We start from the raw sequence: 24,722 nt of genomic DNA, 5'->3' as shown, positions 1-24,722 counted from the left end.
TTAATATTCTACTCGAATTGTGTTAAGGTTCACAATCACCATCTTTATAAGGTATGATACTTTCAGAGATTGGAGGTGGTGTATTGGCTCAAACGGTTGCCAATCAAATTTTCATCATATTTCTTTTAATTGGTCTGGGATTTTTTATTAGAAAAATAAAATTGATAAATGATGGATTCACCCAGGGTGCAACAAATCTAATAATTTATGTGACATTGCCTGCAATGGTTCTTGCATCTATGGACAGAGATTTTACCAGAGAGCTTGCTTTAAACGGATTGATCATTTTCCTGCTAGGCGGGCTTATGTATGCCATACTCTCAATTATTGCTTTTATTTTTGTCAAAGTGAGAAAAATAAACGATGACAGCAAAGGTGTCTATCTCTACATGATAATTTTTGGTAATGTAGGATATCTTGGATATCCGATAATGAGTATTGCATTCGGAGAAATAGGCGTCTTTTACGCAGCTTTTTTTAACATATGGTTCAACATACTTACATGGACTCTCGGAGTTAAATTAATGTCAAAGGACAGAGTAAGCATAACAAAATTACTACTCAATCCCGGACTTCTGGCCACTTTGCTTGGCGTAGTAATATTTTTTCTGAACATAGATTTACCATCCACAGTAAAAACCACTCTGGAAATGATAGGCAATACGACTGTCCCGCTTGCAATGTTCGTGATAGGTGCTTTTCTTGCAGATGCGAAGTTTTCTTCAACAGTAAAAAACAAAGAGTTATATATGGCGTCTTTAATGAAATTGATTGCTGGACCTCTTTTAATGGTCATAATATTATTTTCGGTCGAATTGTCTTCAACTATTAAAGCAATACCTATAGTGATGAGCGGTATGCCATCTGGCGTAAACACAGCTATCTTTGCACGAATGTTTAACAGGGATTATAAACTTGCTTCTCAGGGAGTTGTGCTTTCAACTGCATTATCGTTGATAACTTTACCTTTGCTTTTGATGATCATTCTCTGATTTTTCTCGTTTTAGATGAAAAAGCGCCGGTTTTCACCGGCGCCATTCGAGGGGGTGGGAGGTGAGTCATCCTAAATATGTTTTTAACGCTGCCTCGAAATCATCGTCAAGCAATATTCCCAATCCAACGAACGAACCAGAAAATCCAAATCTAACATTACCGAATCTTCCATATAAATCGCCGCGTCCCATTCTTGGCATGTCTTCGGCTGGCATTCGCCCTTTAGCTGGAGATATCTGTTGATATCTTCCCTGAATCTGTTGTCTGTATTGATTGGCATTGTTATTGATGTAATCTTTCAAATTCTCAAGCTGCCCTACAGTAATCAGGTTCTCAACCTTTGTCTGAAATTCCTGCAAAATATCGATTCTTTTTTCATCAAGGCTTTTTCTTTCTGCTGAAAATTCGTTGAGTGACAGGGCTTTCGATTTTTCAAGCAAAGCTTCATACTCACTCTCAAGCGCTTCCAGCTGAGCTTTCGTTTCAGAAATAGCATTCAACAACTGCTGCGCCTGGTCTTCTGTTAAATCAAGAGCTTTAATAAGCTCTGTGTAAATGACTTGCTTATGTGTTGAATTTCTCAAACCAAAACCTGCTCCAAATGCTCCTGCAAAACTAAGGGTCGCCACTAAAACTACTGTCAATGTCACTAAAAATACTTTTTTCACACAGATCACCTCCATAAAATTTTTGCTTCCAATATAATTGTCCTGAAATGAATGTTTTATGTTCTACTTTTTAAGAAAACTCTAATAAATACCTTTTTTCAAAAAATATCGTCCACAAGTCATACAATCTATTCTGGAGGAGATTATTATGCTTAATGAACAAGAGACATTTGAAATTATGAGGTTCATATCTTCCTATCATAGAGTTCGAGGAAGCCGGGAATACAGATCACTTTTAGCAAAAATAAAAGAAATGCTTCTAAATTGGGGAATACCTGAAAAATCTATCCAGGTTATAGAGTATGCTTCTGGGGACGTGAAATATGGTAATTTTGAGACAACAATGGTGTGGGAAATACAGAATGGCGAACTTTGGATAGACACGCCAAGGACATTTATAAATTCTTTCAAAGCGTGTAAAACTTCTGTACTATTTGGAAGCAATCCAACTAATGGTTGGCAAGTACTGGAAATTGTTGATGAAAATTACAAAGGAGATTTTTCCTCCAGGGCGGTAGTCACAGATCAAAATCCAAATATGGCATTCAAAAAATACGTGAAAGAACTCGGGGCAAAGTGCCTTCTTGTTTATTTCATGAGAGCTCAGGATGAATCAATTGGAAGGGCTCCGGAAAAAATGCCAGATACTATAAATTATCTGTCTTTGCCCCACACTTTTGAAACATCACAATATGGTGCCTTCGGTTTTTCTCTAACATACAATCAATATAAATTACTCAGAGAACTTGCAAACAAGAATTTCAAGGTGAGATTGATGATTGATAGCCACCTTGAAAAAGGTTTTGTTCATGTTATGAGAATTAGTTTTTCTCCCGAAAGATTCCCTAAGATAGCTGTTGTAGCACATCTATGTCACCCGAGTCCAGGGGCAAATGACAATGCTTCAGGTGCTGCTCTTGCATTGCATCTGTGTAATTTGCTGGCTCAAAACAGGGTAAACGCAGGCGTTGATATTTTACTATTGCCAGAATTCTATGGAACTTTACCGTATGTTGCTGAGAATAAATATGATTTCGTTATCAACCTCGATATGATAGGTGAGGCACAGGATAAAACAGGTTCGGCGCTGATATTTCACGAAACAATCCCACTGTTAAATACATATTTTGACGAACTTCTATATCAATCGCTTCTATCTTGTGAACCGAATAAAATCGGTCTTTTAAGAAAAAAGTTTTTTAGATCACCTTTTAAATCGGGGTCTGACCATGTTGTGTTTCAGAGTTATGGGATTCCAGCGCCATTCATAGGTCAATGGCCAGACAGATATTATCACACAAATGAAGACACTCCTGATAAATGTGACCCAGCAATGTTCAAATGGATTGCAGAAGCTGTTTTCAGAACTATATCGCTTGCCCATGACATTCCAAAAGATATTACAGAAATAACGAAAGGGAGGGTCAAAGGATTTCTGACGAAAATCAAAAAAACTCCTGGCTCAGATGCAATAATATCTGCTGTGAAAAAAGCTCACGGTTTAAAAGCTAAACCAGCTCCATCGAAAATCAGATTAAAAACTTCGAACAATGGCCCTCTTGGATACGAATGGCTTGGCAAAGCAGAAGGAGTCCCAGATAAAGAATATATCGTGGATCTTGCCGAGGTATTAAATATGGCTGTGCGATTCACCGGTGATTTCGATGCATCTGTTTCTTTTACATCAACTTACTTATCTGTGGACCCAGAAGAAGTCATAGAAATTTTAAATCTACTGATAAAAGAGGGACTCATTTATAAACAACCAGAGAGTAAAATAACTGGGAATGAAGATAGATTGGAGGCGATAGAATGAATGATATAGGCCTTATTGGACTTGCAGTAATGGGTCAAAATCTTGCTCTGAATATTGTTAGAAATGGATACTCGGTTTCTGTTTACAACAGAACAGCCGAAAAAACGAAAAAATTTATCGAAGAAAGAGTAAAAGGTGAAAAGATAACACCATACTACGATGTCCAAAATTTTGTCAAATCGCTTTCAAGACCGAGAAAGATCATCTTGATGGTAAAAGCAGGAAACCCTGTCGATGAGATAATTCAGGAGCTTCTACCTTACCTGCAGGAAGGTGATTTGCTGATTGATGCAGGTAACTCACATTATAATGATACAGACAGAAGGCTTGAAAAACTTTCACATAAAGGCATCCTGTATCTCGGAATGGGAGTTTCAGGTGGAGAATATGGTGCCTTACATGGGCCATCAATAATGCCTGGTGGAAGTCTGAAAGCTTATCAAATGGTTGAAGAAATGCTTTTGAAAATTTCGGCAAAGACAGAAGATGGACCTTGCTGCAGTTATATAGGTGATGGCTCAGCAGGCCACTTTGTAAAGATGGTTCATAATGGAATTGAATACGCCATAATGCAATCAATAGCAGAAATTTATGACATAATGAGAAAGATTCTGGGTATGAAGAGCAATGAGATAGGTCTGATTTTTCACCAGTGGAATGAAGGTAAATTGTCTTCTTTTCTTGTAGAAATAACTTACAAAATTATGCAGCATATTGACGAACAGACCCAAAAACCTCTTGTTGAACTGATTCTTGACAAAGCAGAGCAGAAAGGAACGGGAAAATGGACCGCACAGGCAGCCTTTGATCTCGGCATTCCAACTCCATCCTTGAATCTGGCAGTTGTTGCAAGGGCTCTTTCCCATTTCAAAAAAGAGAGGGAGATTCTTTCAAATTTGTTTGGTGAAAAAAACAGAATTGCTGGTGATAGATCATTGATAAGCGACTTAGAAAAATCCCTCGAACTTTCGATGTTCTCGTCTTTTTCGCAGGGCCTCTGGTTAATTCATGAAGCTTCTATAGCCCACAATTATAAAATAAATTTACTCGAGATACTGAGAATCTGGAAAGGTGGATGCATAATCAGAGCAAAGATGCTTGATTTCATCAAAGATATTCTTAAAGAAAATCCACAAAACATCAATCTTCTTTTCAGCGAAAAGGCAATGAACTTTATCAAAGACAAAATTAAATCTGTTATCAGGGTGACAGAACTGTCAAGAAGATCTGGTATACCTACCTTTTTGCTAAATTCAACGCTGGATTATATATTCAGTCTGACAGAATCTCATTTGCCAGCTAATCTAATTCAAGCGCAACGCGACTTCTTTGGAGCCCATACATTTGAAAGAACTGATGAAGAAGGCATTTTCCATGTAGAATGGCAACCTCTGGAATAAAAGCCCCCTGGGGGGCTTTTATTTAACTATCAAAAGATAATTCCATATAATCTGCTTTTACTCCCGGCATCTTATTTAGTTTCTCGCACAACTCTTTGTGCTGTTCGGAACTTCCAACTAATTCAAGAATTATCAAACCAGCATCCGAACAGTTATCCAGAACACCATCATGCAATCCGAGTCGGGTTTTGATCAAACACCCCCAGGCCGTTAGAATTTTCTGAACTCTTTCGGCCGTTTCTTTTCTGTTATCGACCAGAATAGCCATAACAGTTTTTATTGGGACTTTTTCCAAATTTGCCACCTCCCTATCTCTTACCAATCTATATCACTAACAGTTTTTATTCTATCCTAATTAATATAAAGTTGTGTGCTCAATCTTTTCTGCTCGATTTTTATAAACCGTTTGCACGATTGCAAACTGGCCAGCTCCAAGATTTATAAATCTGTGCAAATAGATAATCTGGTCACCTTTAATGATATAAGCGCCCAAGGCAAGTATTATTCTTCTACAAACAACCTGGATAAATACCTTTTTTAGCTAAATTTCGTCTTGATGATAACACAACAAATCTGACAGGGGTTTTCTTATTATCTACAATGTGTTACTTTAAATGAATGACCTGATTTTTCTCATTTAATATAGCCACTTTTGGACCTGAGTATTCACCATCATTAAATATACCAAAGCTCATTACGATTATTCTATCACCTTTCTCAACCAGACGAGCAGCTGCTCCATTCAATGATATGGTCCCGCTTCCAGGTTTTCCTTTTATGACATAAGTTTCGAAACGCTGCCCATTGTTTAAATCAGCTATCAGCACAAGTTCATTTTCTTTCAGGTCAACAATATTCATGAGCTCCTCATCTATCTCAATACTTCCCTCATAATTTATATTCTTATCGGTTACGCATGCCATATGAAGCTTCGATTTAAGCATAAATCGCATCACATTTATCCCTCCAAAGATTGATTATATCAGTATCACGCTGATGAATCAATTTTAGTATAATAAATCTGGTGATGTTAATGTCAACTTTTATAGCTGCAGCCACAAGTGTCGCATTGATTTTATCTGGTGGTGGAGGAAGGGGTGCTTACCAAATAGGAGTTTGGAAAGCTCTTAATGAGCTCAGGATTGAGATTGACGCAGTCTATGGCACTTCTGTCGGAGCTATCAATGGAGCAATGATTAGCATAGGGGATTATGAATTTGCTGAAAAAAGCTGGCTCGAATTGACTTTTGGAGACATAATGAATATACCAGAAAGCGTTAAAAAGTTGATCAGCGGCAAATTCGCCGATTTAAGTATTCCCGAGGCTATCGATGCCACAAGAAAGTTGATAAGCGAGAAAGGTATTGATATCTCGCCATTGCGCGAAAAATTGAAGGCATTGCTTCCAGAAGAAAAAATCAGGAATTCAAAGGTTCACTATGGTTTAGTTGCCTACTCTGTGTCTGAACTAAAGCCATACATGCTTTACATAGAAGAAATACCTGATGGAATGCTGGCTGATTATATCTTATCAAGTGCAAATTTCCCTCTCTTTAAACGAGAAGAAATAGGTGGCAGGTTGTTCATTGACGGTGGTGTTTACAGCAATATACCACTTAAAATGGCAATAGATAAAGGATATGAAAACATAATTGTTGTTGACATTGGCACTGTTGGCGTAGCCGATATACTCGAATATATAAGAATATTCATGGACAGAGGGAAAATAGAATACATAAGACCCCGGGAGCATTTTGCAACTATACTTACTTTCGATCCAGAAATTTCCAGAAAATATCTCCTTGAAGGTTATCTGGATACTCTCGCGCATTTTGGAAAACTCTACGGTGAAAATTATTACATAGCAGATAATACAGATATAATTGGATTTCTGTTTAAAAATCTTGACCCTGTTAAAAGAGATATAGCTGCCTCTTTATTGGGTGTTGGTATTCCTGTATCAGAGAAGCCAGAAGTTCAGTACAGTCAATACATATTGCCAAGATTACGACTCGAAACTTTATCAGTATCCGATAATCCGAACACGATCTGTCTCAAAGTACTTGAAGATGTTGCAAAATTTCTGAAAATAGAAAGGCTCAAAACATACACAACGCAGGAATTACTCGAATCAATTTGTCAATCTCAATTACCAGCAGGTTTGATTCAGTCAATTATGTATCAGGCTAAATATAAAAGGCTTGTCGATTTTCTAAGATTCATATACATAAACGGTCACAAGAAATTTGATGAGAATTTTTTACCTTGATTTGAAATGTTGCCATTTTCACCAGAATACATGTCTTTAAGAATTTTTTGAAATTTTGTACAATATTTTTGCCAGAGTTCCTTAGGATAATGATGTCAGCTTTTTTATTATCAGAAAGGGGGTTTTTAAGGTGAGAAAGTTCCTGGCTCTTTTGCTTCTCGTGATCGTTTGTTTTGGCTTTGCCACAAGACTAACCATTTTGCACATCAACGATACTCACGGCCACGCATGGACCTTTAGCGAAAGCGGCAATCCTGATATAGGTGGTTTTGCAGCAATTGCTACCATTGTAGAGGAAGTTCGAAAAGAAGTTGAATCTCAGGGCGGACATGTCCTTTTCCTTCATGCCGGCGATCTGAACACAGGGGTTCCTGAATCTGATCAGCTTGATGCAGCGCCTGATATTGTTGCTCTGAATATGATGAAACTCGATGCAGCAACATTTGGAAATCATGAATTTGACAAACCGAAAACAACACTTGCCAAGCAGATGAAGCTTGCTTCATTTCCATTTGTTTGTGCAAATTTTGCTGATCCAGAAGAAATAATCAAGCAGGAACCTTACATAATCAAAGATTTTGAAAATCTGAAAGTTGCTATCTTCGGACTTACCACAGAAGAAACAGCTATATTAGAACCCATTCACTTAAATGGTGCAACTTTTTCGAATGCCATCGAAACAAGTAAGAAACTTGTACCGGAGCTCAGATCAAAGGCCGACGTAGTGATCGCATTAGTCCATCTCGGTTGGGAACCACAGGGAGAAGGCAAAACAACAAGCAGAGAATTGGCTCAAATGGTGAGCGGAATAGATGTAATCGTTGATGGTCACAGTCATACAAAATTTGATGAAGCTCAGATAGTAAATAATACCATCGTTGTTCAGGCCTGGGAATGGGGTAAATATGTTGGAAGGCTTGATCTGGAAATTCAGGACGGGAAAATCGTTTCATGGAACTGGAGACCCATACCAGTTAATTTGAAAATCTACAAAGGCAAAGACGATTCAGGAAAAGATATCTATGAATACGCCGAAAAACCGTATACGGAAAACTTTTACGTAAGAACAGTTCTGAGTTATTTCAAATCGCTTGGAAGTGAAAAATTAGATGCAGTTATTGGTGAAACAAAGATCATTCTCGATGGTGAAAGAACCAACGTCAGGGCACGAGACACAAATCTTTCGAATCTGATCTGCGATGCAATGGCTTGGAAGACAAGAGCAGATGTGGCTCTGACTAACGGCGGCGGCATAAGAGCATCAATAAAATCTGGAAAAATAACCATAAGAGATGTACTAACAGTGTTACCATTTGGAAATACTCTGTATGTGATCAAAATGACCGGCAAAGAGATTATGGAAGTACTCAATTATGCTGCAACAATAAAGGAAGGTCAGGGTGCCTTTCTGCACACCTCAGGTTTAACGTGGAAGAGTGTTGCTGGAAAGGTAGTGGAAGCAAAGATAAATAATGAACCAATTATTCCAGAAAAAATCTATACAGTGGTTACCAACAATTACATGGCTCAGGGTGGAGATGGATATACAATGCTCAAGGATCTGCCTGGATATGATACAGGTTTCAGAATGGACAGTATCGTTGTAGAATACATACAAACAGCATTAAACGGTCTTATAGAAGATTACGATTCAAATCCGAGATACATCAGAGAGTAAATGCAATTTTTGCTCAAAACGGGGATTATATCCCCGTTTTTTTATTTCATTTTGTATCCTTTGAGAAACAATAGTATAATAAAACCCGGAGGGATAATAAATGCCTCTGTTTCAGAAACAACCGATGATGAGGCGTGTTTTGTATTCCCTGATACCTATCTATGTTTTTTCGATTTATCTGTATGGTTTAAGAACCATCTGGTTGAGCCTTCTGGTTTTTATTAGTGGCATATTTACAGAATATATAATGGAAAGCCGGAAGAAAAAACCTGTAAGTGAAGCCGTGCTGGTTACCTGCGCACTGTTAAGTTTGTCATTACCTCCTCTCACTCCTTGGTGGATTGCTGTTATTGCCGCGTTCTTCGGCGTTTTTTTTGCGAAAGAAGTTTACGGGGGGTTCGGCAGAAATGTCTTCAACCCGGCAATTGTTGGAAGGTTGTTTGTTTATATATCTTTTCCTATTCAGATGACTACAAAGTGGATAATACCGAAAGCAGATGTTTTTACATCTGCAACGCCGTTAGATTTACTTAGATCAGGACAAAAACTCAATATAGAGGAACTCTTCTTTGGTTTTAGATCGGGATCTATAGGCGAAAGTAGCATAATACTTATCGTGCTGGCAGCAGTATATCTTATTATCACAAAAACCGCAAGCTGGAGAATAATGGTATCAACTTTTGGTTCGGCAACCCTGCTGACATTACTGTTTGATATTTTTCATCTCGGGCCACCAGCTTTACCCATGCTACTTTCTGGAAGTTTTCTCTTTGTAACTGTTTTTATGGCAACAGATCCCGTTTCAGCTCCCAAAAAAACATCTTCTCAATGGATATATGGGGTAATCATAGGTATCTGTAGTGTTTTAATAAGGACCTTTTCGCTTTTCTCTGAAGGTACAAGTTTTGCTGTCTTACTTGGAAACACATCTGCTTCCTTGCTTGATGAACTGATGGCAAAAAAGAAGGTGAAGGTATGAAAAAAGAGAGTAAGTTGTATACAATAACATTCACCTTCGTTGTTACATTTGTTTTTGTCTTCGTGTTATCTTTTTTGAATTCTGCCACGAGTGAGCGAGTTAGTCAAAATCAACGCTTGTTCACTATAAAAGCCATTTTGAATGGATTTGGAATCGAATATAAAAACGATATAGAAGCTCTAAACATATTCAAAAAGAATGTTTTAATTCAAAAAATAGATGGTGTAAATATCTACTCTACGGTAGTTGAAGGAAAAAAACTCTATGGAATTATTTTTACAGGTAATGGGCTGTGGAGTACAATCTCAGGCTTTGTAGCTACAGATGAAAATGTAGAGAGAATAGCAGGAGTGGATTTTATATCTCAAAATGAAACTCCCGGACTTGGTGGAAGAATAGAGGAAAACTGGTTCAAAGAACAATTTAAATCTGAAAAATTGATCGATGGCAGAATAACAGTAACAGCCATCGGGCAGGCAGATGAAAATCACGAGAACGGTAAGGTGGATGCCATAACAGGTGCAACGCAAACATCCAAGGCTGTCGAGAAAATCATCAACGAATATCTCGAGAAATTGAGGGTTATCCTGGGGGTGAAACAGTGAACAGAGTTTTTGAAATAACAAAGAGAAATATTTTAACTGAAAACCAGATACTTGTTCAGATACTTGGCATATGTTCAACGCTCGCTGTAACAAATAACCTTAGAAATACCCTGATAATGGCTATAGGTGTGACATTGGTAACAGGTTTTTCCAATCTCACTGTTTCATTGATAAAAGATTATATTCCGCGCAAAATCAGAATGATGATGGAAACGCTTATCATTTCATTTTATGTGATTATTGTTGATATTATCTTGAGGGCATACCTTCCAGAGGTGAGCAAAGCTCTGGGACCATATGTTGGCTTGATAATAACTAACTGCATCATAATGGGCAGAACAGAAGCTTTTGCTCAATCAAACACTCCTCTTATTTCTTTTTTGGATGGTCTAACTGCCGGGCTTGGGTATACATTTGTACTAATAATCGTAGCTTTTGTACGTGAATTGCTCGGTTTTGGAACTATTTTTGATCTAAAAGTTATGCCGGCTAATTTTGTGCCAGTGACCATAATGGTAATGGCCCCAAGTGCATTTTTTGTGGTTGCAATCCTGATGTGGATTTTTAAGTCAGCTGTTTTGAAGGGTGGGGAGAAAAAATGACTGTTGATCCCATCACTTTGCTTTTTGCTTCAATTTTTACAAGCAACATTCTTTTGACGAATTTCCTCGGTATGTGCTCTTACATATCAATATCCAAAGATTTGAAATCCTCAAACGGTTTAGGAATGGCTGTTAGTTTTGTCATGACTGTCACAACTGTGATCAACTGGTTCGTTTATCATTACATAATTGTACCTTTTGAACTGGAGTATCTCAGATATATTATCTTCATAATTGTTATAGCTGCTGTGGTCCAGATAATGGAAATGATCATAGATAGAATTTCTCCGACTTTGTACTTGAACCTGGGGATCTTTCTACCTTTGATAACAGTGAATTGTGCAATACTCGGTGTAACTTTGTTCATGCAAATAAGAGAATACACGCTAATCCAGTCTCTGTTCTACGGATTGGGTTCGGGCTTGGGATGGTGGCTCGCAATAGTTTTGCTGGCAGCAATAAGGAAAAAAACAGACAATGCACCAGCACCAGCAGGCTTGAAAGGTAACGGGCTGACTTTTATAACAATAGGCATAATGGCTATGGCATTCATGGGTTTTTCCGGAATGATAAAAGTTCAGTGAGGTGAAGTAAATGCATGTTTTAACAGCTCCACTCATAATTGCCCTGGTAAGCTCATTGCTTGCTTCTGTTATCGTAATATTGGATAGCATTGTCAACAATTACGGTGATGTGAAAATAACCATAAACAGGAAAAAAACCCTTACTGTTAAAGGAGGAGCGCCATTACTTTTTACACTGGCCTCACAACAGATATACATACCATCGGCATGTGGGGGGAGAGGAAGTTGTGGTGTTTGCAAAGTAAAGGTACTTTCAGATGTAGGACCTTATTTGCCAACAGAAACACCTTACATGACGAAAGAACAGATTAGAGAGAACATAAGGTTATCGTGTCAAATAAAAGTGAAAAAAGATATTGAAATAGAAATACCAGAGGAATTGTTGTTTGCAAAGAAATTCAAAGCCATTGTCGAGAAAATAAGAAATGTAACATACGATATAAAAGAACTCACACTGAAATTGATAGATCCACCATCTATCGATTTTAAGGCTGGTCAATATATACAACTTTCGATTCCACCTTATGAGAAAATAACACAGACAACACAAAGAGCTTATTCTATATCTTCCGTTCCAAGCCAGAAAGATAGAATAGAACTTTTAATAAGATTGGTTCCCGGGGGCATTGCGACAACTTATGTTCATAAATACATGAAAGAAGGCGAGCAGGTTGAGATAACCGGGCCTTTCGGTGAGTTCTACGTTCGAGACACAGATGCAACCATGATTTGTGTAGCTGGTGGGTCCGGAATGGCACCGATAAAATCTATAATCTTTGATCTATATGAAAAAAATATAAATAACAGAGAAATCTGGTATTTTTTTGGTGCGAAATCGTTAAAAGATCTCTTTTATGTTGAAATTTTCGAGGATCTGGAAGGCAAATGGGATAAATTTCATTTTGTACCAGCACTTTCAAATCCAGCCCCTGATGATCAATGGAATAAAGATGTAGGTCTGATAACAGAGGTTTTGGACAAATATATGAAAGATAAAATTGATAAATCGAGACCTTTGGAGGGCTATCTGTGTGGAAGTCCGGGAATGATTAATGCCTGCGTTGATGTTATGAAAAAAAACAACATTCCGGAAGGAAAAATATATTACGACAAATTTGCATAATAAGGGGTGAGGTTATGAAAATGCCTCCTGAATACATCGAAGCTCAAAAAAACATGCAACCAGGTGTTATAAGCTCTATGGGTTTTCTGGGAGAAGATAGTAGAAATCTTGCGGATATAATTCAAACCGATGAAAACTTGATGGCCAGATTTAACCTGAGCTTTGAAGAAGTTTCCAGATGGATGAAAGAAATGATGAATGAAGCTTTGAAGGGCCTTGGAGAATCTGTGATTGTAAGAAACAAATGGGAGGTTCAGCTTTACGAAGCGAGAGGATTTATCCCATGCCCATTTAAAGATGGTATTTTCAGGAAAAGGGTGGTTGTTATTAAAAAAATCGGCAGTAATCTTCAATTAACGCTTAGTGATCTTTCTATACATCTTTTTGAAAAACACCATTTTCTGCAGGGAAGGGGATCATTTTTTAGAATAGAGCCACAGATTTTAAAAGAACTTTTGTCCTGATCTACCTTTCTCCAACCACAGTACCGGGAATCTGCAATCTTTTTTCAAGTTTTGAGAAAAGAACTGTTGCCAGCCACACCAGAGCTATATAAATAAAAGCAGTAAGGAGATATACTTTGAAAAATTCAAAATTTCTGCTTGCAATAAATTTTGCCTGAGCCATCATCTCTGGTGCTCCTATTATATAAGCCATCGATGTATATTTCAGCAAATATATGAACTCATTAGTCCATGCGGGTATAACTCTCCTCAATGCCTGGGGCAGGATTATTAACCTCACAGCCTGCCATTTTGTCATTCCTATTGATAGAGCAGCAACCATTTGTCCTGACCCGATTGACTGTATGGCTCCGCGAATATATTCTGCCTGATAAGCAGAACTGTTTATACAAAACCCAATTAAAGCCGCCATTAAAGGAGTGAGCCTTATTCCGTAGACTGGTAGACCATAGTAAAGGATAAATAATTGAACAAGCATTGGCGTACCGCGAATTAGTTCTATAAAACCTGCGCAAATAAATCTGATTATTTTTCTTCCATAGATACGACCCACGCACAAAATGATTCCCATGATAAATCCTGTTATCGCAGCAAATAATGTCATATATAAAGTTGTAACAAGGCCATTGAGTAACTTTGGAAGAGAAAAAATCGCAATTTCCCAGAAGCTCATTTTGTTTTTTCCTCTCCGTAAAGTTCACTCAGTTTTCTTAAAAATTGTCTTGTCCTTTCTTTCTGAGGATTTGTAAATATAAGATTGGTCGGTCCATGTTCAACTATAACTCCGTTTTCCATAAATATTATTTCGTCAGCAACAGTCCGAGCAAAGCCAAGTTCGTGCGTAACAACGAGCATGGTCATTCCAGATTTAGCAAGATCTGTCATAACAGAAAGAACCTCACCGATCAGTTCTGGATCAAGCGCCGAGGTCGGTTCATCAAAAAGAATCAGCCTTGGTCTCATAGCAAGAGCTCTTGCTATCGCTACACGTTGTTTTTGCCCTCCAGAAAGCTGTGCTGGATACAAATTTACTTTTTCCAAAAGACCTACTTTTCCAAGTTGTTCCATCGCAATCTTCGTAGCTTCCTCCTTGGGAATCTTCTGCACCTTCACCAAACCTATTCTGACATTATCAAGAACCGTAAGATGGTTGAAAAGATTAAAATCCTGAAAAACATATCCTATTTTTTGCCTCATTTTATGAATATTATGAGATGTTATCTCTTCATCATCAAGATACACTTTTCCTGAGTCTGGTTCCACCAATCTGTTTATACAACCAAGAAGAGTACTTTTTCCTGTACCACTTGGTCCTATTATAACTTTAGTTTCTCCCTTTTTAACCTCAAGTGACACCCCTTTAAGGATCTCGTTTTTTCCGTAACTCTTTTTAAGGTTTTCCACCTTCAGGACAATATTGTTCAACGCGAAACCTCCTTGATTTCAAAACCGGGTACTTGAAGTTTCCTTTCAAGAAACATCATAACTCTATTGGCCAACAATGTCATGATCAAATATATTACAGCGCAGGTAATGAAGATTACCATCGGCTCATAAGTAGTGGAAATAATATAGCTTCCCTGTCTTAAAAGTTCCACTACACCAAGTGCATACGCCATGGAAGAATCTTTAAGTACTATGGTGAGTTCATTTGTCCATGGAGCTATGGAAAAACGAAGTGCCTGCGGAAAGACAATATATCTGAAAATCTGAATCTTTGTCATTCCAATAGACATGGCCGCGAGAGTCTGACCTTTGCCAACTGATAATATAGCTCCTCTGAATATTTGGGATTGGTAAGCCGAGCTTCTTAAACCAAGCCCAAGTACACACGCCAGAAATGGGTCAAGTCTTATGCCTATTTCTGGTAATCCATAGAAGATCAGCATGAGTAAAACTAAAAGCGGTATACTTCTCAAAATCTTTTCATAAAAAGAACTTAACAGGCGGGCAGCACGGTTACCATAAATCTGTGAAAAACTCACAGGTACTGCTACGATCAAGCCGACCGCCAGTCCAAGAACAGTCAACTCTATGGTAACCAGTGTGCCCCGAAACAGATAAGGCAGAGAATAAATGACCAGTACAAATTTGTCTACGGTTTAACCCCCCACTCAGCTCAGAAATATTTATCAATAAGCTCGGACATTTTTCCAGATTCGTTAAGAACCTTTATAGCATTGTTTATTTTTTCAAGCAATTCTTTTTCCCCTTTTCTAACAGCCACGCCGTACTGCTCACCTGTTGTTATTATTCCAACAACTCTGACGGGTTTTGTAGCAGCAAATCTATTTGCAACCGGCGAGTCAAGGACAATCGCATCTATATTTCCATTTAACAAGTCGCTTAGAGCAAGTACAAAGGTGTCATATCGTTTCAAATTTTTTTCAGGGAGCATACCTGTACTGACCAGATTGTCTGTACACCACAAATCACCTGTTGTACCAGTCTGAACTCCGATCTTTCCTTTGCTAAAGAGAACGGTAATAGTTAGAGGACTTTCCGATTTAACAATCACACTTTGATCTGCTGTCCAGTATGGAATTGAAAAATCTACCACCTGCTTCCGTTCGTCAGTAATTGTCATTGCAGCCGCGACTACATCAACCTGACCGGCACGGAGTGCAGGAATGAGCGAATCGAAACTCATATCAACAAATTTCAGATCAAATCCGGCGATTTTTGCAATTTCCCGCATTAGATCCATGTCAAACCCAACAAATTGACCATTCTCGATGTACTCAAAAGGTGGAAAATCTGCACTGGTACCAACAGTTATAGTCCTGGAAAAAGTCATGGCAGAAAGCAAAATTAATATAAGAAACATCGCACGTGTAAATTTCATCTATTCCCCCTCCTTTCGAATGAAAATTATATCATAACTACCCCTGCTCGAGTTTTGAAGATTTTGCGAGTTGAAATGAGGCTAATCCCGTAATTATTATAACAACCATCACGCAAAGGTACCCATATAATGAAAAACTCTGCTTATCGAATGGCTGAATCTTTAAAAGTGACGCTATCACCAGCCCAAAAATGAAATTTCTTGTCTGAACAAGAAATTTTTCAAAGAGATATTTCATAAAAATAGAAGCAAAAATCAAACCAAAGATTGCACCAAAACCAAACAAAAACAGTAAATCTATCTTCATTGAACTTACTGCACTCAATACATCGTTATACACACCAAAAATAAGCATAACAAGAGAGCCACTCAAACCAGGTATAACCATGGCAAAAGCTGAAATAAAACCAACAACTGGAAAAAGAAATTTTGAAGTGTTGAAGGATATACTGGAGTATTCCAAGAAAAGGAATATAATGATTCCAAACACTATGTAATGAATTTTAATTTTACCAAGTTGTTTTGCCAGAAATGGTACAGTACCCACAACAAAGCCAAAAAATGCTGCGTAGGTGAAGCCGGCAGCATGATTTAGAGACCAGTTTACAAATTTTGATCCGAGTACAATAGAAATGACCAAACCTGCGCCAACAAAAGAAACCATTTTCAGCTGATCCTTAGAAAATTTTAACTTGAGGATGCCAACAATCGCCATAATTAATTTCTCATAAATCCCCAAAACAACTGCAATTGTTCCACCGCTTATTCCAGGCACAAGATTCGCCAGGCCAATGAGAAAACCGCAGATGAATTCTCTAATCATTTTCTTCCTCCTGCTTCGTCTTCAGCTATTCTACAACAATTCTAATATATAATAAAATCGATAAACTTTCGAGGAGGTATAACAATGAGTATAGTCATTGTTTTCGTTAGTATCGCAGGATTGCTCTTTTCTCTGTTCAGGACGTCTTACTCACAGTTGTTAACTTCTATACTGTTCTGTGCCATCATCGTATTTGTACTGATAAGAAATTTCCTCAGAAGAAAGCCGTCTCAAGTAAAGTCCATTCAAGATAAGGCAGACGAAACAAACAATCTTTTCAGAGAGCTCTTCATATCCTCAGATGGCCTTAAAAAAGATGCCGAAGATCTCGCCAATGCCTCAAAACAAATGGAAAGTATGTCTAACACGCTCTCGCAGAGGTCTAAAAGAATATCAGAATTGATTCAGTCACTCACCGCTTCTCTGGAAGAGACATCATCAGGAGCAAATGAAATTGCAAATAGCGCCAAAATGGTAGAAGAAAGTACCGGAAAGATGCAATACAAATTTGAAGACCTTGAACGGGATGTTTTAAAGTTGAAAAAAGAAGTGGATGATCTTTCTCATGAAAATCTCGTTGCTAAGGAAAGGCTGAATGATCTCGTTCAAACGATGGGCAGGCTCGGAAAAGTTTCCCAGGGGATAGGGGAAATGGTAAAAGTAATTCAACAAATAGCCGAGCAAACAAACCTTCTGGCTCTCAATGCGGCAATAGAGGCTGCAAGAGCTGGTGAACATGGACGTGGTTTTGCTGTTGTCGCTGATGAAGTTAGAAAACTTGCTGAACAATCTCACAGATCTGCCCAGGAAATTTCTGATCAGGTTAAAAATATAGAGATTACTATTAATGAATCAATCGATAAAAGCAATACAGTTGTTGATTCTGTGGAAAAAACCGTGGCTTTTGGAGAAGAATTCAATTCTTCTCTTTCACAATTAAAAGAGAGCATCTCTGAATTCAAAAATATAGTGAACGAAGTTCTGTATGCGATAGATTCGCAAATACGATCTACCCAGGAAATAGAATCCGCCGTGAACAGCAACGCAACAACTGCAAGTGAAATACTCAACTTTGTGGAAGAAACCGACAAAGCCGTTCAGCAACTCAGCACACTTTCGCGGAATCTTTCGAATAGCAGTGAAATTCTCACAATAAAGTCTCTTAAACTCAGAACGCTTACTGGAACAAGAAAATGGCTGGTAAAAGAACTTGAAGATTTACGTGATTTAATCTTATCTGATGAATGCCAGAAACTTGACTGGACAAGCCTTGAGCCCAAAGTAAGGGACTTCTTAAAGCTTAAAGGCGACATTTACGAAGCATTTTTTATAGCAGACGAAAAAGGAAACTTTATAACCAGCACAGGCAAAAAAGGAAATATATCTGACAGAAAATATTTTAACTACTTGAAGCAAAACAAAACAGACTGGACAGTGTCAGATCCTATTAAGTCCCGTGCTACAGGAAACATGGTTTTAACAGTGGCTTTTTCTATAATAAAAAACAATACATTCAAAGGCGTTGCAGGAGCAAATCTGATACTAAAACGCCTTGAAAAACAAATCGAACAGGAAAAAATTTAACGACAAAAATGGCATCTGCAAAAATGCCCGGGGGCTACCTCGATAAAATCGGGAACCTGTTGCTGGCATATACTCTGTGCCTTCGGGCATCTTGTATGAAAAACACATCCTTCTGGAGGATTTGCCGGATTAGGTATTTCGCCACGTGGAACAGAGTGCTTTCTTTTCCCTCTCCCCACAGTCGGTACGGAATCAAGTAAAACAGATGTATAAGGATGAGCAGCTCTTTTGAAAATGTCATCTTTAGAACCAAGCTCCATAACTTTCCCAAGATACATAACAACGACATTCGTCGCCATATAATCGACAACTGCCAGGTTATGTGTTATAAACAGATAAGTGAGTGAAAATTTCTCGCGCAACTCTTTCAAAAGTGCAAGGACGCGCGCCTGAACGGACACATCTAATGCAGAGGTAGGTTCATCAAGTACCACAAATTCTGGCTTTAGTACAAGCGCTCTGGCTATTGCTATTCTCTGTCTTTGCCCTCCAGAGAATTCGTGTGGATATCTGAACATGTGTTCTTCTCTCAAACCAACAAGTTCGAGAATATCCCTGATTTTTACATATATTTCATCTGATCTCATATCGAAATGAATCTTCAAACCCTCACCAATGATATCTTTTATAAGCTTTCTCGGGTGAAGAGAGTTGTAGGGGTCTTGCTGGACAATCTGCATTTTTTGTCTGTATTCCATCATTTCTTTGCGAGTTAATTTACTTATGTCGTTGCCGCCATAGAATATCTTTCCAGACGTTGGTTCAATAAGCTTCAAAATAGTTCTTCCAAGCGTGCTTTTACCAGACCCGGATTCCCCTACTACAGCAAATATAGAACCTTTTGGTATCTGGAAAGTCACATCTTCAACTGCTTTCACATACAGAGGTTTTGAGAAAAAGGATTTTCTGATCTCAAAGTATTTTTTCAGATTCTCAACTTTGACTAATGTTTCCACAAACAACGCCTCCTAATTGTAAAGGTGGCATGCCACGAAATGATCTGGTTCAATTTCTAAAAGCGATGGCAATTCACTTGAACATTTGTCGAAAGCTCGATTGCACCTCGGATGAAATCTGCATCCCGACGGTGGATCAACCAAATCAGGAACAGTACCAGCTATGCCTTTAAGGTCTCTACTTTTATCTATCACAGGTATTGACTCAATCAATCCTTTAGTATATGGATGAAGTGGGTTGTTGAATATTTCCTCGCTCTTAGCCACTTCAATAACATTTCCAGCATACATAACAGCAACACGATCACAAAATTCAGAAGCAATTCCAAGATCATGAGTAATCAGTATAACCGCATTTTTTCCGACGGTGACCAATTTATCAAGCAGTTCAAGTATTTGAGCCTGTATGGTAACGTCGAGCGCAGAAGTTGGTTCGTCTGCTATGAGAAGCTTTGGCCTTGCTGCTAAGGCCATAGCGATCATGACTCTCTGGGCCATACCCCCACTCAATTCATGCGGATAGAGATCTTTCGTTCTTTGCCAATCAAGTCCGACCATCTCAAGTGCTTCAGGAACCTGAGAATATGCATCTTTTATTGTTATTTCACGGCTGTGAGCAATTGTCTCAGCTATCTGGAAGCCTACTTTAAAAACCGGATTCAGTGCTGCTATTGGCTCCTGGAAAATCATAGAAATCTTTTTCCCTCTTATTTTATCCATTTCATTCTCATCAAGTTTTAAAAGATCCTGATTGTTAAATAAAACATTACCTGATACTATCTCACCTGGTTGTTCTATCAAACGCATTATTGAAAGTGCTGTGACAGATTTCCCGCAACCAGTTTCACCGACTATCCCAAGTCGCTCTTCTTCATTCAACCAAAGCTCCACACCATTTAAAGCCTTTATAACACCTCTGTAAGTATAAAAAACCACGCGTAATTTACTGACATTCAGTAATGAGCCTCGATTCATAATTTACCTCCTGAGTCTTGGGTCGAGTATATCTCTGATACCATCACCAAGTAAATTAAAACCGAGCACGACTATAGCTATGAATAAACCCGGAAAGGTTGAAATCCACCACTGCTGTACCAAATAACTCCTCCCATCGCTTACAATGGCGCCCCACTCTGGTGTAGGAGGTTGTGCTCCCAAACCAAGAAAACCAAGCCCGGCAGCCGTCAAAATAATCGTTCCCATTCTCAATGTCAACTGAACAAGAACGGGCGATAAACACATCGGCAAAACATGGAAAAACAGAATTCTGAAATTACCAGCGCCCACGGCTCTTATTGCTTCGATATAAGGCTGGGATTTAACCCTCATTGCCTCCGCCCGAGCAAGTCTCGCGATGACAGTCCATTCAACCAAGGAAATAGCGATTATAGCATTAGTTAAACCTCTCCCAAGCATGGCGGAGAGAGCCATCGCAAGAATAAGTCGTGGAAAAGCGAGAAAAATATCTGTAATACGCATTAATATTTCATCAATGGCTCCGCCAAAATATCCGGCAGTCACGCCAACACCTATTCCAATTGCTCCGCTGATTACCGTAACGAGAAATATGATCCAGACCTCAATACGTGCACCATACATAACTCTACTGAAAATATCTCTACCGAATTGATCAGTTCCAAATATGTGCTGCGCACTTGGTGGTTGCAATCTGCTGGGCAAATCTGTCTTCACCGGATCATATGGTGCAATCAAGGGAGCAAAGATTGCCATAAGAATGAAACCTATTACGATAAATGTTCCAATCATAGCCAATTTAGCGCGTCTCCATAAATAAAAAGTGTGCTTCCAGTCTTCTATAATCGGTCTCCATTTGGAAACAGCTGTTTCTGTTTTCAAATCTGTCAAATAAATCACCCCTAAACACGCATTCTCGGATCTAAAACAGCATATATTATGTCAACTACCAGATTAACCAGTGAGTAAACAACAGCCACAAAGAGAGTACCACCCATAACAGCAGGATAATCCAGAAATAAAAGCGCATTGACAATGTACCTGCCGAGCCCTGGCCAGCCAAAGATTGTCTCAGTCAATACAGCGCCTTCAAGTAAACCACCAAAAGTTAAGCCAATAATTGTCACGACAGGTATCAATGCATTTCTCAAGGCATGCCTGTATATAACCAATCTTTTGCCAATGCCTTTTGCTTTTGCAGTTCTTATATAATCTTGTCTGAGAACATCGAGCATACTCGAACGGGTAATTCTTGCAATGGAAGCCGTGGCGGAATATCCCAGAACCACAGCCGGTAGAATTATGTGAGATAGAGCATCCTTAAAAGCCTCAAAGTTTAGAGTCAGCAATGAATCAATAATTAATAAACCTGTTATTCTATCTGGCGCTGGAGTGAAAAGACTTAACCTCCCTGTTCCTGGCAACCATCCTAACTTGTAATAAAAGAGCAGCAGCAATAACAGACCTGTCCAGAAAACAGGCATGGATACCCCGAGTATTGAGAAAACCCTCGAAAAATGATCTATGAATCTGTTTCTGTACACCGCTGAAAAAATTCCGAGTGTAATACCGAGCAAAATCGACACGAAAGTTGCAGCAATCGCAAGCTCAAGTGTTGCCGGAAAAAAGTCAGCTATATCCGTGGTCACGGGTCTATTGCTCTTTAAAGATACACCAAGGTCCCCCTTCAATAAACCGAACATGTAATCGAGAAATTGGTTTATCAAAGGTTTGTCAAGCCCAAGGCGATGCCTCATGTCATCAATCAGATCGGGTGGAGCATTTCCTCCCAAGATGGCTCCGACAGGATCAGCTGGGATAACTCGGGCAACCACAAAAACTATTACAGATACACCCAGAAGAACCAGAATCATCAGCAACAGTCTTTTTAAAATAAAAGATGTAAGCTTCATCTTCTGAAAAATCCTCCCAAAATCTCAAATAAAAGGTGGCGGGATTCCCCACCACCTTTTGTACTTAAAGTATTATTTCTTGGAAATTTTAGTGAAATCAAAAATCAAACTGTAACCTTCTCCTGCCTTTTCAAAACCCACGACATCGCTACTGACTGCCCAGTAATTGACTGGTTGATAAAGCATCGCAAATGGACCCTTTTCCATCCAGTATTTCTCAAGTTCTCTGTACATCTCGACACGCTTATTGTTATCCATTTCTAATCCTGCCTTTTCTGCAAGATCTGCTGCATAATCATCATACCACATATTTCGCCACGCAAGTTGTTTTACTCTGTAATCAGCGAAAGGTTTAGCCAGATTATCTGTATCGGGATAATCTATTCCCCAGCCAGCGACGATTATTTGTGTGCCCTGTTGTCTGTATTTTGCGTACATTTCCGACGCGGGCATCAGGGAAATATTTGCTTTAATACCTATTTCTGCAAGATTAGCCTGGATTACCACGGCTTCATTCTGACGAATATTTGTTGTATTGGTCAACAACTCAACTTCAAACCCATTCGGGTATCCTGCTTCTGCCAGCAACTGTTTTGCTTTTTCCACATCTCTCTTAAATGGGTTGTTGTTTGAAAAACCAAGATATCCGATAGGTATGAAACTTTGGTTGAGAATTGCAAAACCTCTTCTGACTGATTTTATGATCGCATCGTAATCAATAGCGTATTTTATGGCAAGCCTGACGCGTTCGTCTTTAAACGGTCCCCATTGGGCATTCATGGCTACATACTCATTTGATTGAGAGGCAGTTACAATCAATCTAACAGGTCCTCCCTTTGTTTCTCTGAGCTGTGCGGCTTGTTCTGGTGTTATATTCCATGCTACATCTACATCACCTTTTTGTACTAACAAGAATTGCGTTGTTTCTTCCGGAACATCCATTATTATGATTCTCTTCAATGTTGGCTCGCCGCGCCAGTATCTTGAATTTGCCTGCATCGCAACCTGCTCTTTACGCTTCCATTCTATAACCTGGTATGGACCAGCACCAGCCGATTTATCAGTCAAATATGTTTGACCGAGGTCACCATTTACTTCGTTCGCAAGTACAACCTTTTTGTTCACAACTCCTGCCCACGGACCGGAGAGTATTGAAAGTACGATGCTCTGGGCAAGGGGCTTGGTAACTAATTTCACGGTGCCATCATCAACTTTTACGATTGTTTGTTCCATATTTTCAGCTGTTAAACCAAGTTCGTTGAATAACCATGCCGGAGATTTATTGATAGTCAGAGCCCTTTTGAAAGAGAAAACAACATCCTCTGCCGTCAATGGATCTCCATTGGCAAATACCAGACCTTTTCTTAAATAAAAAATCCATTCGGTAACATCACCCTTATTTACAACTTCCCATTTTTCAGCAAGCTCCGGTACAGGTGTAAAAACACCGTTAACAGGCTCAATTTTTACAAGTCCAGCGTATGCTGCCTCTACCACCGCAGATGCAAATGTTTCATAACAGACAGCCGGATCAAGAGTAATAAATATCTCTGTGTTGCCTGCTATAACAAGAGTATCTTTTGGGGTCTTAGCAAAACTCAAAACCGCTAAAAATGTTAGTACAACCAAAAATGCTTTTCGCCACATAACTTTTCCCCCCTGCAATAGGTTTAATGTAACTATACCATAGACAAGGATTCTTTTCAAGTATTTCTTTTTTGTGGTAGTTTATAATGGACACAGGAGGTGCCGCAGTGTGAGAACGTTGAAAATAACACACATCATCTTAGCAGTTAATGTTTTAATAGCTATTGTGATGTTTTTTGCTGGCAATCTGTCAGCTTTCCGCAGTCAAACATACCTATTCATAAGATTTGGCGCTCAGTACGGTCCTCTGGTGAGTGATGGAGAATGGTACAGGCTTATAACAGCTATATTTGTGCATGGCGGGTTGCTTCATTTGCTCTTCAATTCTTATGCCCTTTTTTATTTTGGGACAATCGTTGAATCTGTTTACGGCCCAGAAAAATTTATCTTTTCATATCTTGCAACAGGGGTTGTCGGCAATATCGCAACACATCTTTTTTACTATAGGGCAATCTCCGTAGGGGCGAGCGGTTCTATTTTTGGTTTGGTAGGGATATTATTTTCTCTTGGTTTCAGGCGAGACACACCTTTTTTCATGAAACAATTTACTGGCTATGCCTTGTTACCAATGATTTTGTTTAACATAATTTACGGGTTCATACCAGGCAGCGGCATCAACAATGCCGCTCATGTTGGTGGTTTTGCTCTCGGCATGCTTCTTGGATATTTGCTTTCCCCAAGACCTGCTTATTATTCGAGAAAAAGCTGGTCTTTATTATGGAAAATAATCGCCATTGTATGTGGCGTATCAATAGCCAGTTCTTTCATTTTGCTTGTAAGTTTTTCTGCGAGGTGATC

The 24,722-nt window shown here is 38.8% G+C and carries 26 protein-coding genes; 13 read left to right on the top strand and 13 right to left on the bottom strand.

The genetic code is table 11. The features are described from left to right. The first annotated feature begins 83 nt into the window (after positions 1 to 83). Positions 84 to 992 carry an AEC family transporter gene (locus TLET_RS04485; RefSeq protein ID WP_012002924.1) on the top strand — a complete coding sequence of 303 codons (909 nt, stop codon included), beginning with the start codon at positions 84 to 86 and terminating at the stop codon, positions 990 to 992. A 66-nt stretch (positions 993 to 1,058) separates the two neighbouring features. Here TLET_RS04485 and TLET_RS04480 read toward each other — a convergent pair whose 3' ends face one another. Next, complete coding sequence (locus TLET_RS04480) at positions 1,059 to 1,661, bottom strand: hypothetical protein (protein WP_028843273.1); 603 nt, start codon at positions 1,659 to 1,661, stop codon at positions 1,059 to 1,061. Between the two features lie 148 nt (positions 1,662 to 1,809). On the opposite strand from TLET_RS04480, the gene TLET_RS04475 reads away from it, so the two are divergent. Together TLET_RS04475 and gndA are read left to right on the top strand one after the other, a co-directional pair. Next, positions 1,810 to 3,477 (top strand): DUF4910 domain-containing protein, encoded by a 1,668-nt coding sequence (locus tag TLET_RS04475; RefSeq protein WP_012002922.1) that lies wholly within the window; start codon positions 1,810 to 1,812, stop codon positions 3,475 to 3,477. After that, positions 3,474 to 4,877 carry an NADP-dependent phosphogluconate dehydrogenase gene (gndA, locus tag TLET_RS04470; protein ID WP_012002921.1) on the top strand — a complete coding sequence of 468 codons (1,404 nt, stop codon included), beginning with the start codon at positions 3,474 to 3,476 and terminating at the stop codon, positions 4,875 to 4,877. Before TLET_RS04475 ends, gndA begins: the two co-directional genes overlap by 4 nt. A gap of 22 nt (positions 4,878 to 4,899) precedes the next feature. On the opposite strand, the gene TLET_RS04465 is transcribed toward gndA, so the two are convergent. Continuing rightward, a complete protein-coding gene (locus TLET_RS04465; RefSeq protein ID WP_038051277.1) occupies positions 4,900 to 5,145 on the bottom strand; it encodes a hypothetical protein in 246 nt (81 codons plus the stop codon). A 337-nt stretch (positions 5,146 to 5,482) separates the two neighbouring features. Then, entirely contained in the window at positions 5,483 to 5,833 is a 351-nt protein-coding gene (gene panD / locus TLET_RS04460; protein WP_095206316.1) for an aspartate 1-decarboxylase, read from the bottom strand. A gap of 77 nt (positions 5,834 to 5,910) precedes the next feature. Here panD and TLET_RS04455 point away from each other — a divergent pair, with 77 nt between their 5' ends. The 8 genes from TLET_RS04455 (at position 5,911) to TLET_RS04420 (ending at position 13,181) form a co-directional block, all read left to right on the top strand. Further along, positions 5,911 to 7,146: a patatin-like phospholipase family protein gene (locus TLET_RS04455; protein WP_012002918.1), complete on the top strand. Its 1,236-nt coding sequence runs from the start codon at positions 5,911 to 5,913 to the stop codon at positions 7,144 to 7,146. 130 nt (positions 7,147 to 7,276) lie between these two features. After that, positions 7,277 to 8,824: a bifunctional UDP-sugar hydrolase/5'-nucleotidase gene (locus TLET_RS04450; protein WP_012002917.1), complete on the top strand. Its 1,548-nt coding sequence runs from the start codon at positions 7,277 to 7,279 to the stop codon at positions 8,822 to 8,824. Positions 8,825 to 8,924: 100 nt separating this feature from the next. Beyond that, positions 8,925 to 9,803, top strand: coding sequence for an RnfABCDGE type electron transport complex subunit D (locus tag TLET_RS04445; protein WP_012002916.1), 879 nt, complete (start codon positions 8,925 to 8,927; stop codon positions 9,801 to 9,803). Then, complete coding sequence (locus TLET_RS04440) at positions 9,800 to 10,408, top strand: FMN-binding protein (RefSeq protein WP_012002915.1); 609 nt, start codon at positions 9,800 to 9,802, stop codon at positions 10,406 to 10,408. The genes TLET_RS04445 and TLET_RS04440 overlap by 4 nt, the downstream gene beginning before the upstream one ends. Beyond that, positions 10,405 to 11,010 carry an Rnf-Nqr domain containing protein gene (locus TLET_RS04435; protein WP_012002914.1) on the top strand — a complete coding sequence of 202 codons (606 nt, stop codon included), beginning with the start codon at positions 10,405 to 10,407 and terminating at the stop codon, positions 11,008 to 11,010. The genes TLET_RS04440 and TLET_RS04435 overlap by 4 nt, the downstream gene beginning before the upstream one ends. Then, positions 11,007 to 11,594: an NADH:ubiquinone reductase (Na(+)-transporting) subunit E gene (locus tag TLET_RS04430; RefSeq protein ID WP_012002913.1), complete on the top strand. Its 588-nt coding sequence runs from the start codon at positions 11,007 to 11,009 to the stop codon at positions 11,592 to 11,594. Before TLET_RS04435 ends, TLET_RS04430 begins: the two co-directional genes overlap by 4 nt. Positions 11,595 to 11,604: 10 nt before the next feature. Beyond that, a complete protein-coding gene (locus TLET_RS04425; RefSeq protein WP_012002912.1) occupies positions 11,605 to 12,717 on the top strand; it encodes an NADH:ubiquinone reductase (Na(+)-transporting) subunit F in 1,113 nt (370 codons plus the stop codon). Between the two features lie 14 nt (positions 12,718 to 12,731). Next, positions 12,732 to 13,181, top strand: coding sequence for a hypothetical protein (locus tag TLET_RS04420; RefSeq protein ID WP_012002911.1), 450 nt, complete (start codon positions 12,732 to 12,734; stop codon positions 13,179 to 13,181). A 1-nt stretch (position 13,182) separates the two neighbouring features. On the opposite strand, the gene TLET_RS04415 is transcribed toward TLET_RS04420, so the two are convergent. The 5 genes from TLET_RS04415 to TLET_RS04395 are packed head-to-tail and all read right to left on the bottom strand — an operon-like array spanning position 13,183 to position 16,849. Continuing rightward, positions 13,183 to 13,854: an amino acid ABC transporter permease gene (locus TLET_RS04415; RefSeq protein WP_012002910.1), complete on the bottom strand. Its 672-nt coding sequence runs from the start codon at positions 13,852 to 13,854 to the stop codon at positions 13,183 to 13,185. Beyond that, entirely contained in the window at positions 13,851 to 14,606 is a 756-nt protein-coding gene (locus TLET_RS04410) for an amino acid ABC transporter ATP-binding protein (protein WP_012002909.1), read from the bottom strand. Before TLET_RS04410 ends, TLET_RS04415 begins: the two co-directional genes overlap by 4 nt. After that, positions 14,603 to 15,241, bottom strand: coding sequence for an amino acid ABC transporter permease (locus tag TLET_RS04405; protein ID WP_228369049.1), 639 nt, complete (start codon positions 15,239 to 15,241; stop codon positions 14,603 to 14,605). The genes TLET_RS04410 and TLET_RS04405 overlap by 4 nt, the downstream gene beginning before the upstream one ends. A gap of 59 nt (positions 15,242 to 15,300) precedes the next feature. Further along, on the bottom strand, positions 15,301 to 16,026 hold the full coding sequence (locus TLET_RS04400; RefSeq protein ID WP_012002907.1) for a basic amino acid ABC transporter substrate-binding protein: 726 nt from the start codon (positions 16,024 to 16,026) through the stop codon (positions 15,301 to 15,303). A gap of 37 nt (positions 16,027 to 16,063) precedes the next feature. Beyond that, positions 16,064 to 16,849, bottom strand: coding sequence for a DUF368 domain-containing protein (locus TLET_RS04395; RefSeq protein ID WP_012002906.1), 786 nt, complete (start codon positions 16,847 to 16,849; stop codon positions 16,064 to 16,066). Positions 16,850 to 16,933: 84 nt separating this feature from the next. Between TLET_RS04395 and TLET_RS04390 the strand changes: the two genes are divergently transcribed. Next, positions 16,934 to 18,433, top strand: a complete 1,500-nt coding sequence (locus tag TLET_RS04390; protein ID WP_012002905.1) for a methyl-accepting chemotaxis protein — start codon at positions 16,934 to 16,936, stop codon at positions 18,431 to 18,433. On the opposite strand, the gene TLET_RS04385 is transcribed toward TLET_RS04390, so the two are convergent. The 5 genes from TLET_RS04385 to TLET_RS04365 all read right to left on the bottom strand — a co-directional run bounded on the left by TLET_RS04385 (position 18,430) and on the right by TLET_RS04365 (position 23,924). Further along, complete coding sequence (locus TLET_RS04385) at positions 18,430 to 19,389, bottom strand: ABC transporter ATP-binding protein (protein ID WP_012002904.1); 960 nt, start codon at positions 19,387 to 19,389, stop codon at positions 18,430 to 18,432. The genes TLET_RS04390 and TLET_RS04385 overlap by 4 nt on opposite strands. Before the next feature lie 12 nt (positions 19,390 to 19,401). Continuing rightward, positions 19,402 to 20,364 (bottom strand): ABC transporter ATP-binding protein, encoded by a 963-nt coding sequence (locus TLET_RS04380; RefSeq protein WP_012002903.1) that lies wholly within the window; start codon positions 20,362 to 20,364, stop codon positions 19,402 to 19,404. Between the two features lie 3 nt (positions 20,365 to 20,367). Then, positions 20,368 to 21,264 (bottom strand): nickel transporter permease, encoded by an 897-nt coding sequence (nikC, locus tag TLET_RS04375; protein WP_012002902.1) that lies wholly within the window; start codon positions 21,262 to 21,264, stop codon positions 20,368 to 20,370. A gap of 2 nt (positions 21,265 to 21,266) precedes the next feature. After that, a complete protein-coding gene (locus TLET_RS04370; protein WP_012002901.1) occupies positions 21,267 to 22,277 on the bottom strand; it encodes an ABC transporter permease in 1,011 nt (336 codons plus the stop codon). Between the two features lie 72 nt (positions 22,278 to 22,349). Next, positions 22,350 to 23,924 (bottom strand): ABC transporter substrate-binding protein, encoded by a 1,575-nt coding sequence (locus TLET_RS04365; protein ID WP_012002900.1) that lies wholly within the window; start codon positions 23,922 to 23,924, stop codon positions 22,350 to 22,352. Positions 23,925 to 24,033: 109 nt separating this feature from the next. Here TLET_RS04365 and TLET_RS04360 point away from each other — a divergent pair, with 109 nt between their 5' ends. Beyond that, a complete protein-coding gene (locus TLET_RS04360) occupies positions 24,034 to 24,720 on the top strand; it encodes a rhomboid family intramembrane serine protease (protein ID WP_012002899.1) in 687 nt (228 codons plus the stop codon). Positions 24,721 to 24,722: the final 2 nt, after the last annotated feature.

Source organism: Pseudothermotoga lettingae TMO (assembly GCF_000017865.1).
In the GTDB taxonomy this organism is placed as follows: domain Bacteria; phylum Thermotogota; class Thermotogae; order Thermotogales; family DSM-5069; genus Pseudothermotoga_B; species Pseudothermotoga_B elfii.
The sequence above is the reverse complement of the archived record's forward strand: the minus strand, read 5'-3'. Positions and strand labels throughout refer to the sequence as shown.

Excerpts from the sequence above, each read along its gene's own strand:
- TLET_RS04445 (WP_012002916.1), top strand. The coding sequence starts at position 8,925 with ATGCCTCTGTTTCAGAAACAACCGATGATGAGGCGTGTTTTGTATTCC.
- gndA (WP_012002921.1), top strand. The coding sequence starts at position 3,474 with ATGAATGATATAGGCCTTATTGGACTTGCAGTAATGGGTCAAAATCTT.
- TLET_RS04420 (WP_012002911.1), top strand. The coding sequence starts at position 12,732 with ATGAAAATGCCTCCTGAATACATCGAAGCTCAAAAAAACATGCAACCA.
- TLET_RS04415 (WP_012002910.1), bottom strand. The coding sequence starts at position 13,854 with ATGAGCTTCTGGGAAATTGCGATTTTTTCTCTTCCAAAGTTACTCAAT.
- TLET_RS04440 (WP_012002915.1), top strand. The coding sequence starts at position 9,800 with ATGAAAAAAGAGAGTAAGTTGTATACAATAACATTCACCTTCGTTGTT.
- TLET_RS04465 (WP_038051277.1), bottom strand. The coding sequence starts at position 5,145 with ATGGCTATTCTGGTCGATAACAGAAAAGAAACGGCCGAAAGAGTTCAG.
- TLET_RS04380 (WP_012002903.1), bottom strand. The coding sequence starts at position 20,364 with ATGAATCGAGGCTCATTACTGAATGTCAGTAAATTACGCGTGGTTTTT.
- TLET_RS04365 (WP_012002900.1), bottom strand. The coding sequence starts at position 23,924 with ATGTGGCGAAAAGCATTTTTGGTTGTACTAACATTTTTAGCGGTTTTG.
- TLET_RS04430 (WP_012002913.1), top strand. The coding sequence starts at position 11,007 with ATGACTGTTGATCCCATCACTTTGCTTTTTGCTTCAATTTTTACAAGC.
- TLET_RS04390 (WP_012002905.1), top strand. The coding sequence starts at position 16,934 with ATGAGTATAGTCATTGTTTTCGTTAGTATCGCAGGATTGCTCTTTTCT.
- TLET_RS04455 (WP_012002918.1), top strand. The coding sequence starts at position 5,911 with ATGTCAACTTTTATAGCTGCAGCCACAAGTGTCGCATTGATTTTATCT.
- TLET_RS04370 (WP_012002901.1), bottom strand. The coding sequence starts at position 22,277 with ATGAAGCTTACATCTTTTATTTTAAAAAGACTGTTGCTGATGATTCTG.
- TLET_RS04395 (WP_012002906.1), bottom strand. The coding sequence starts at position 16,849 with ATGATTAGAGAATTCATCTGCGGTTTTCTCATTGGCCTGGCGAATCTT.
- TLET_RS04400 (WP_012002907.1), bottom strand. The coding sequence starts at position 16,026 with ATGAAATTTACACGTGCGATGTTTCTTATATTAATTTTGCTTTCTGCC.
- TLET_RS04475 (WP_012002922.1), top strand. The coding sequence starts at position 1,810 with ATGCTTAATGAACAAGAGACATTTGAAATTATGAGGTTCATATCTTCC.
- TLET_RS04425 (WP_012002912.1), top strand. The coding sequence starts at position 11,605 with ATGCATGTTTTAACAGCTCCACTCATAATTGCCCTGGTAAGCTCATTG.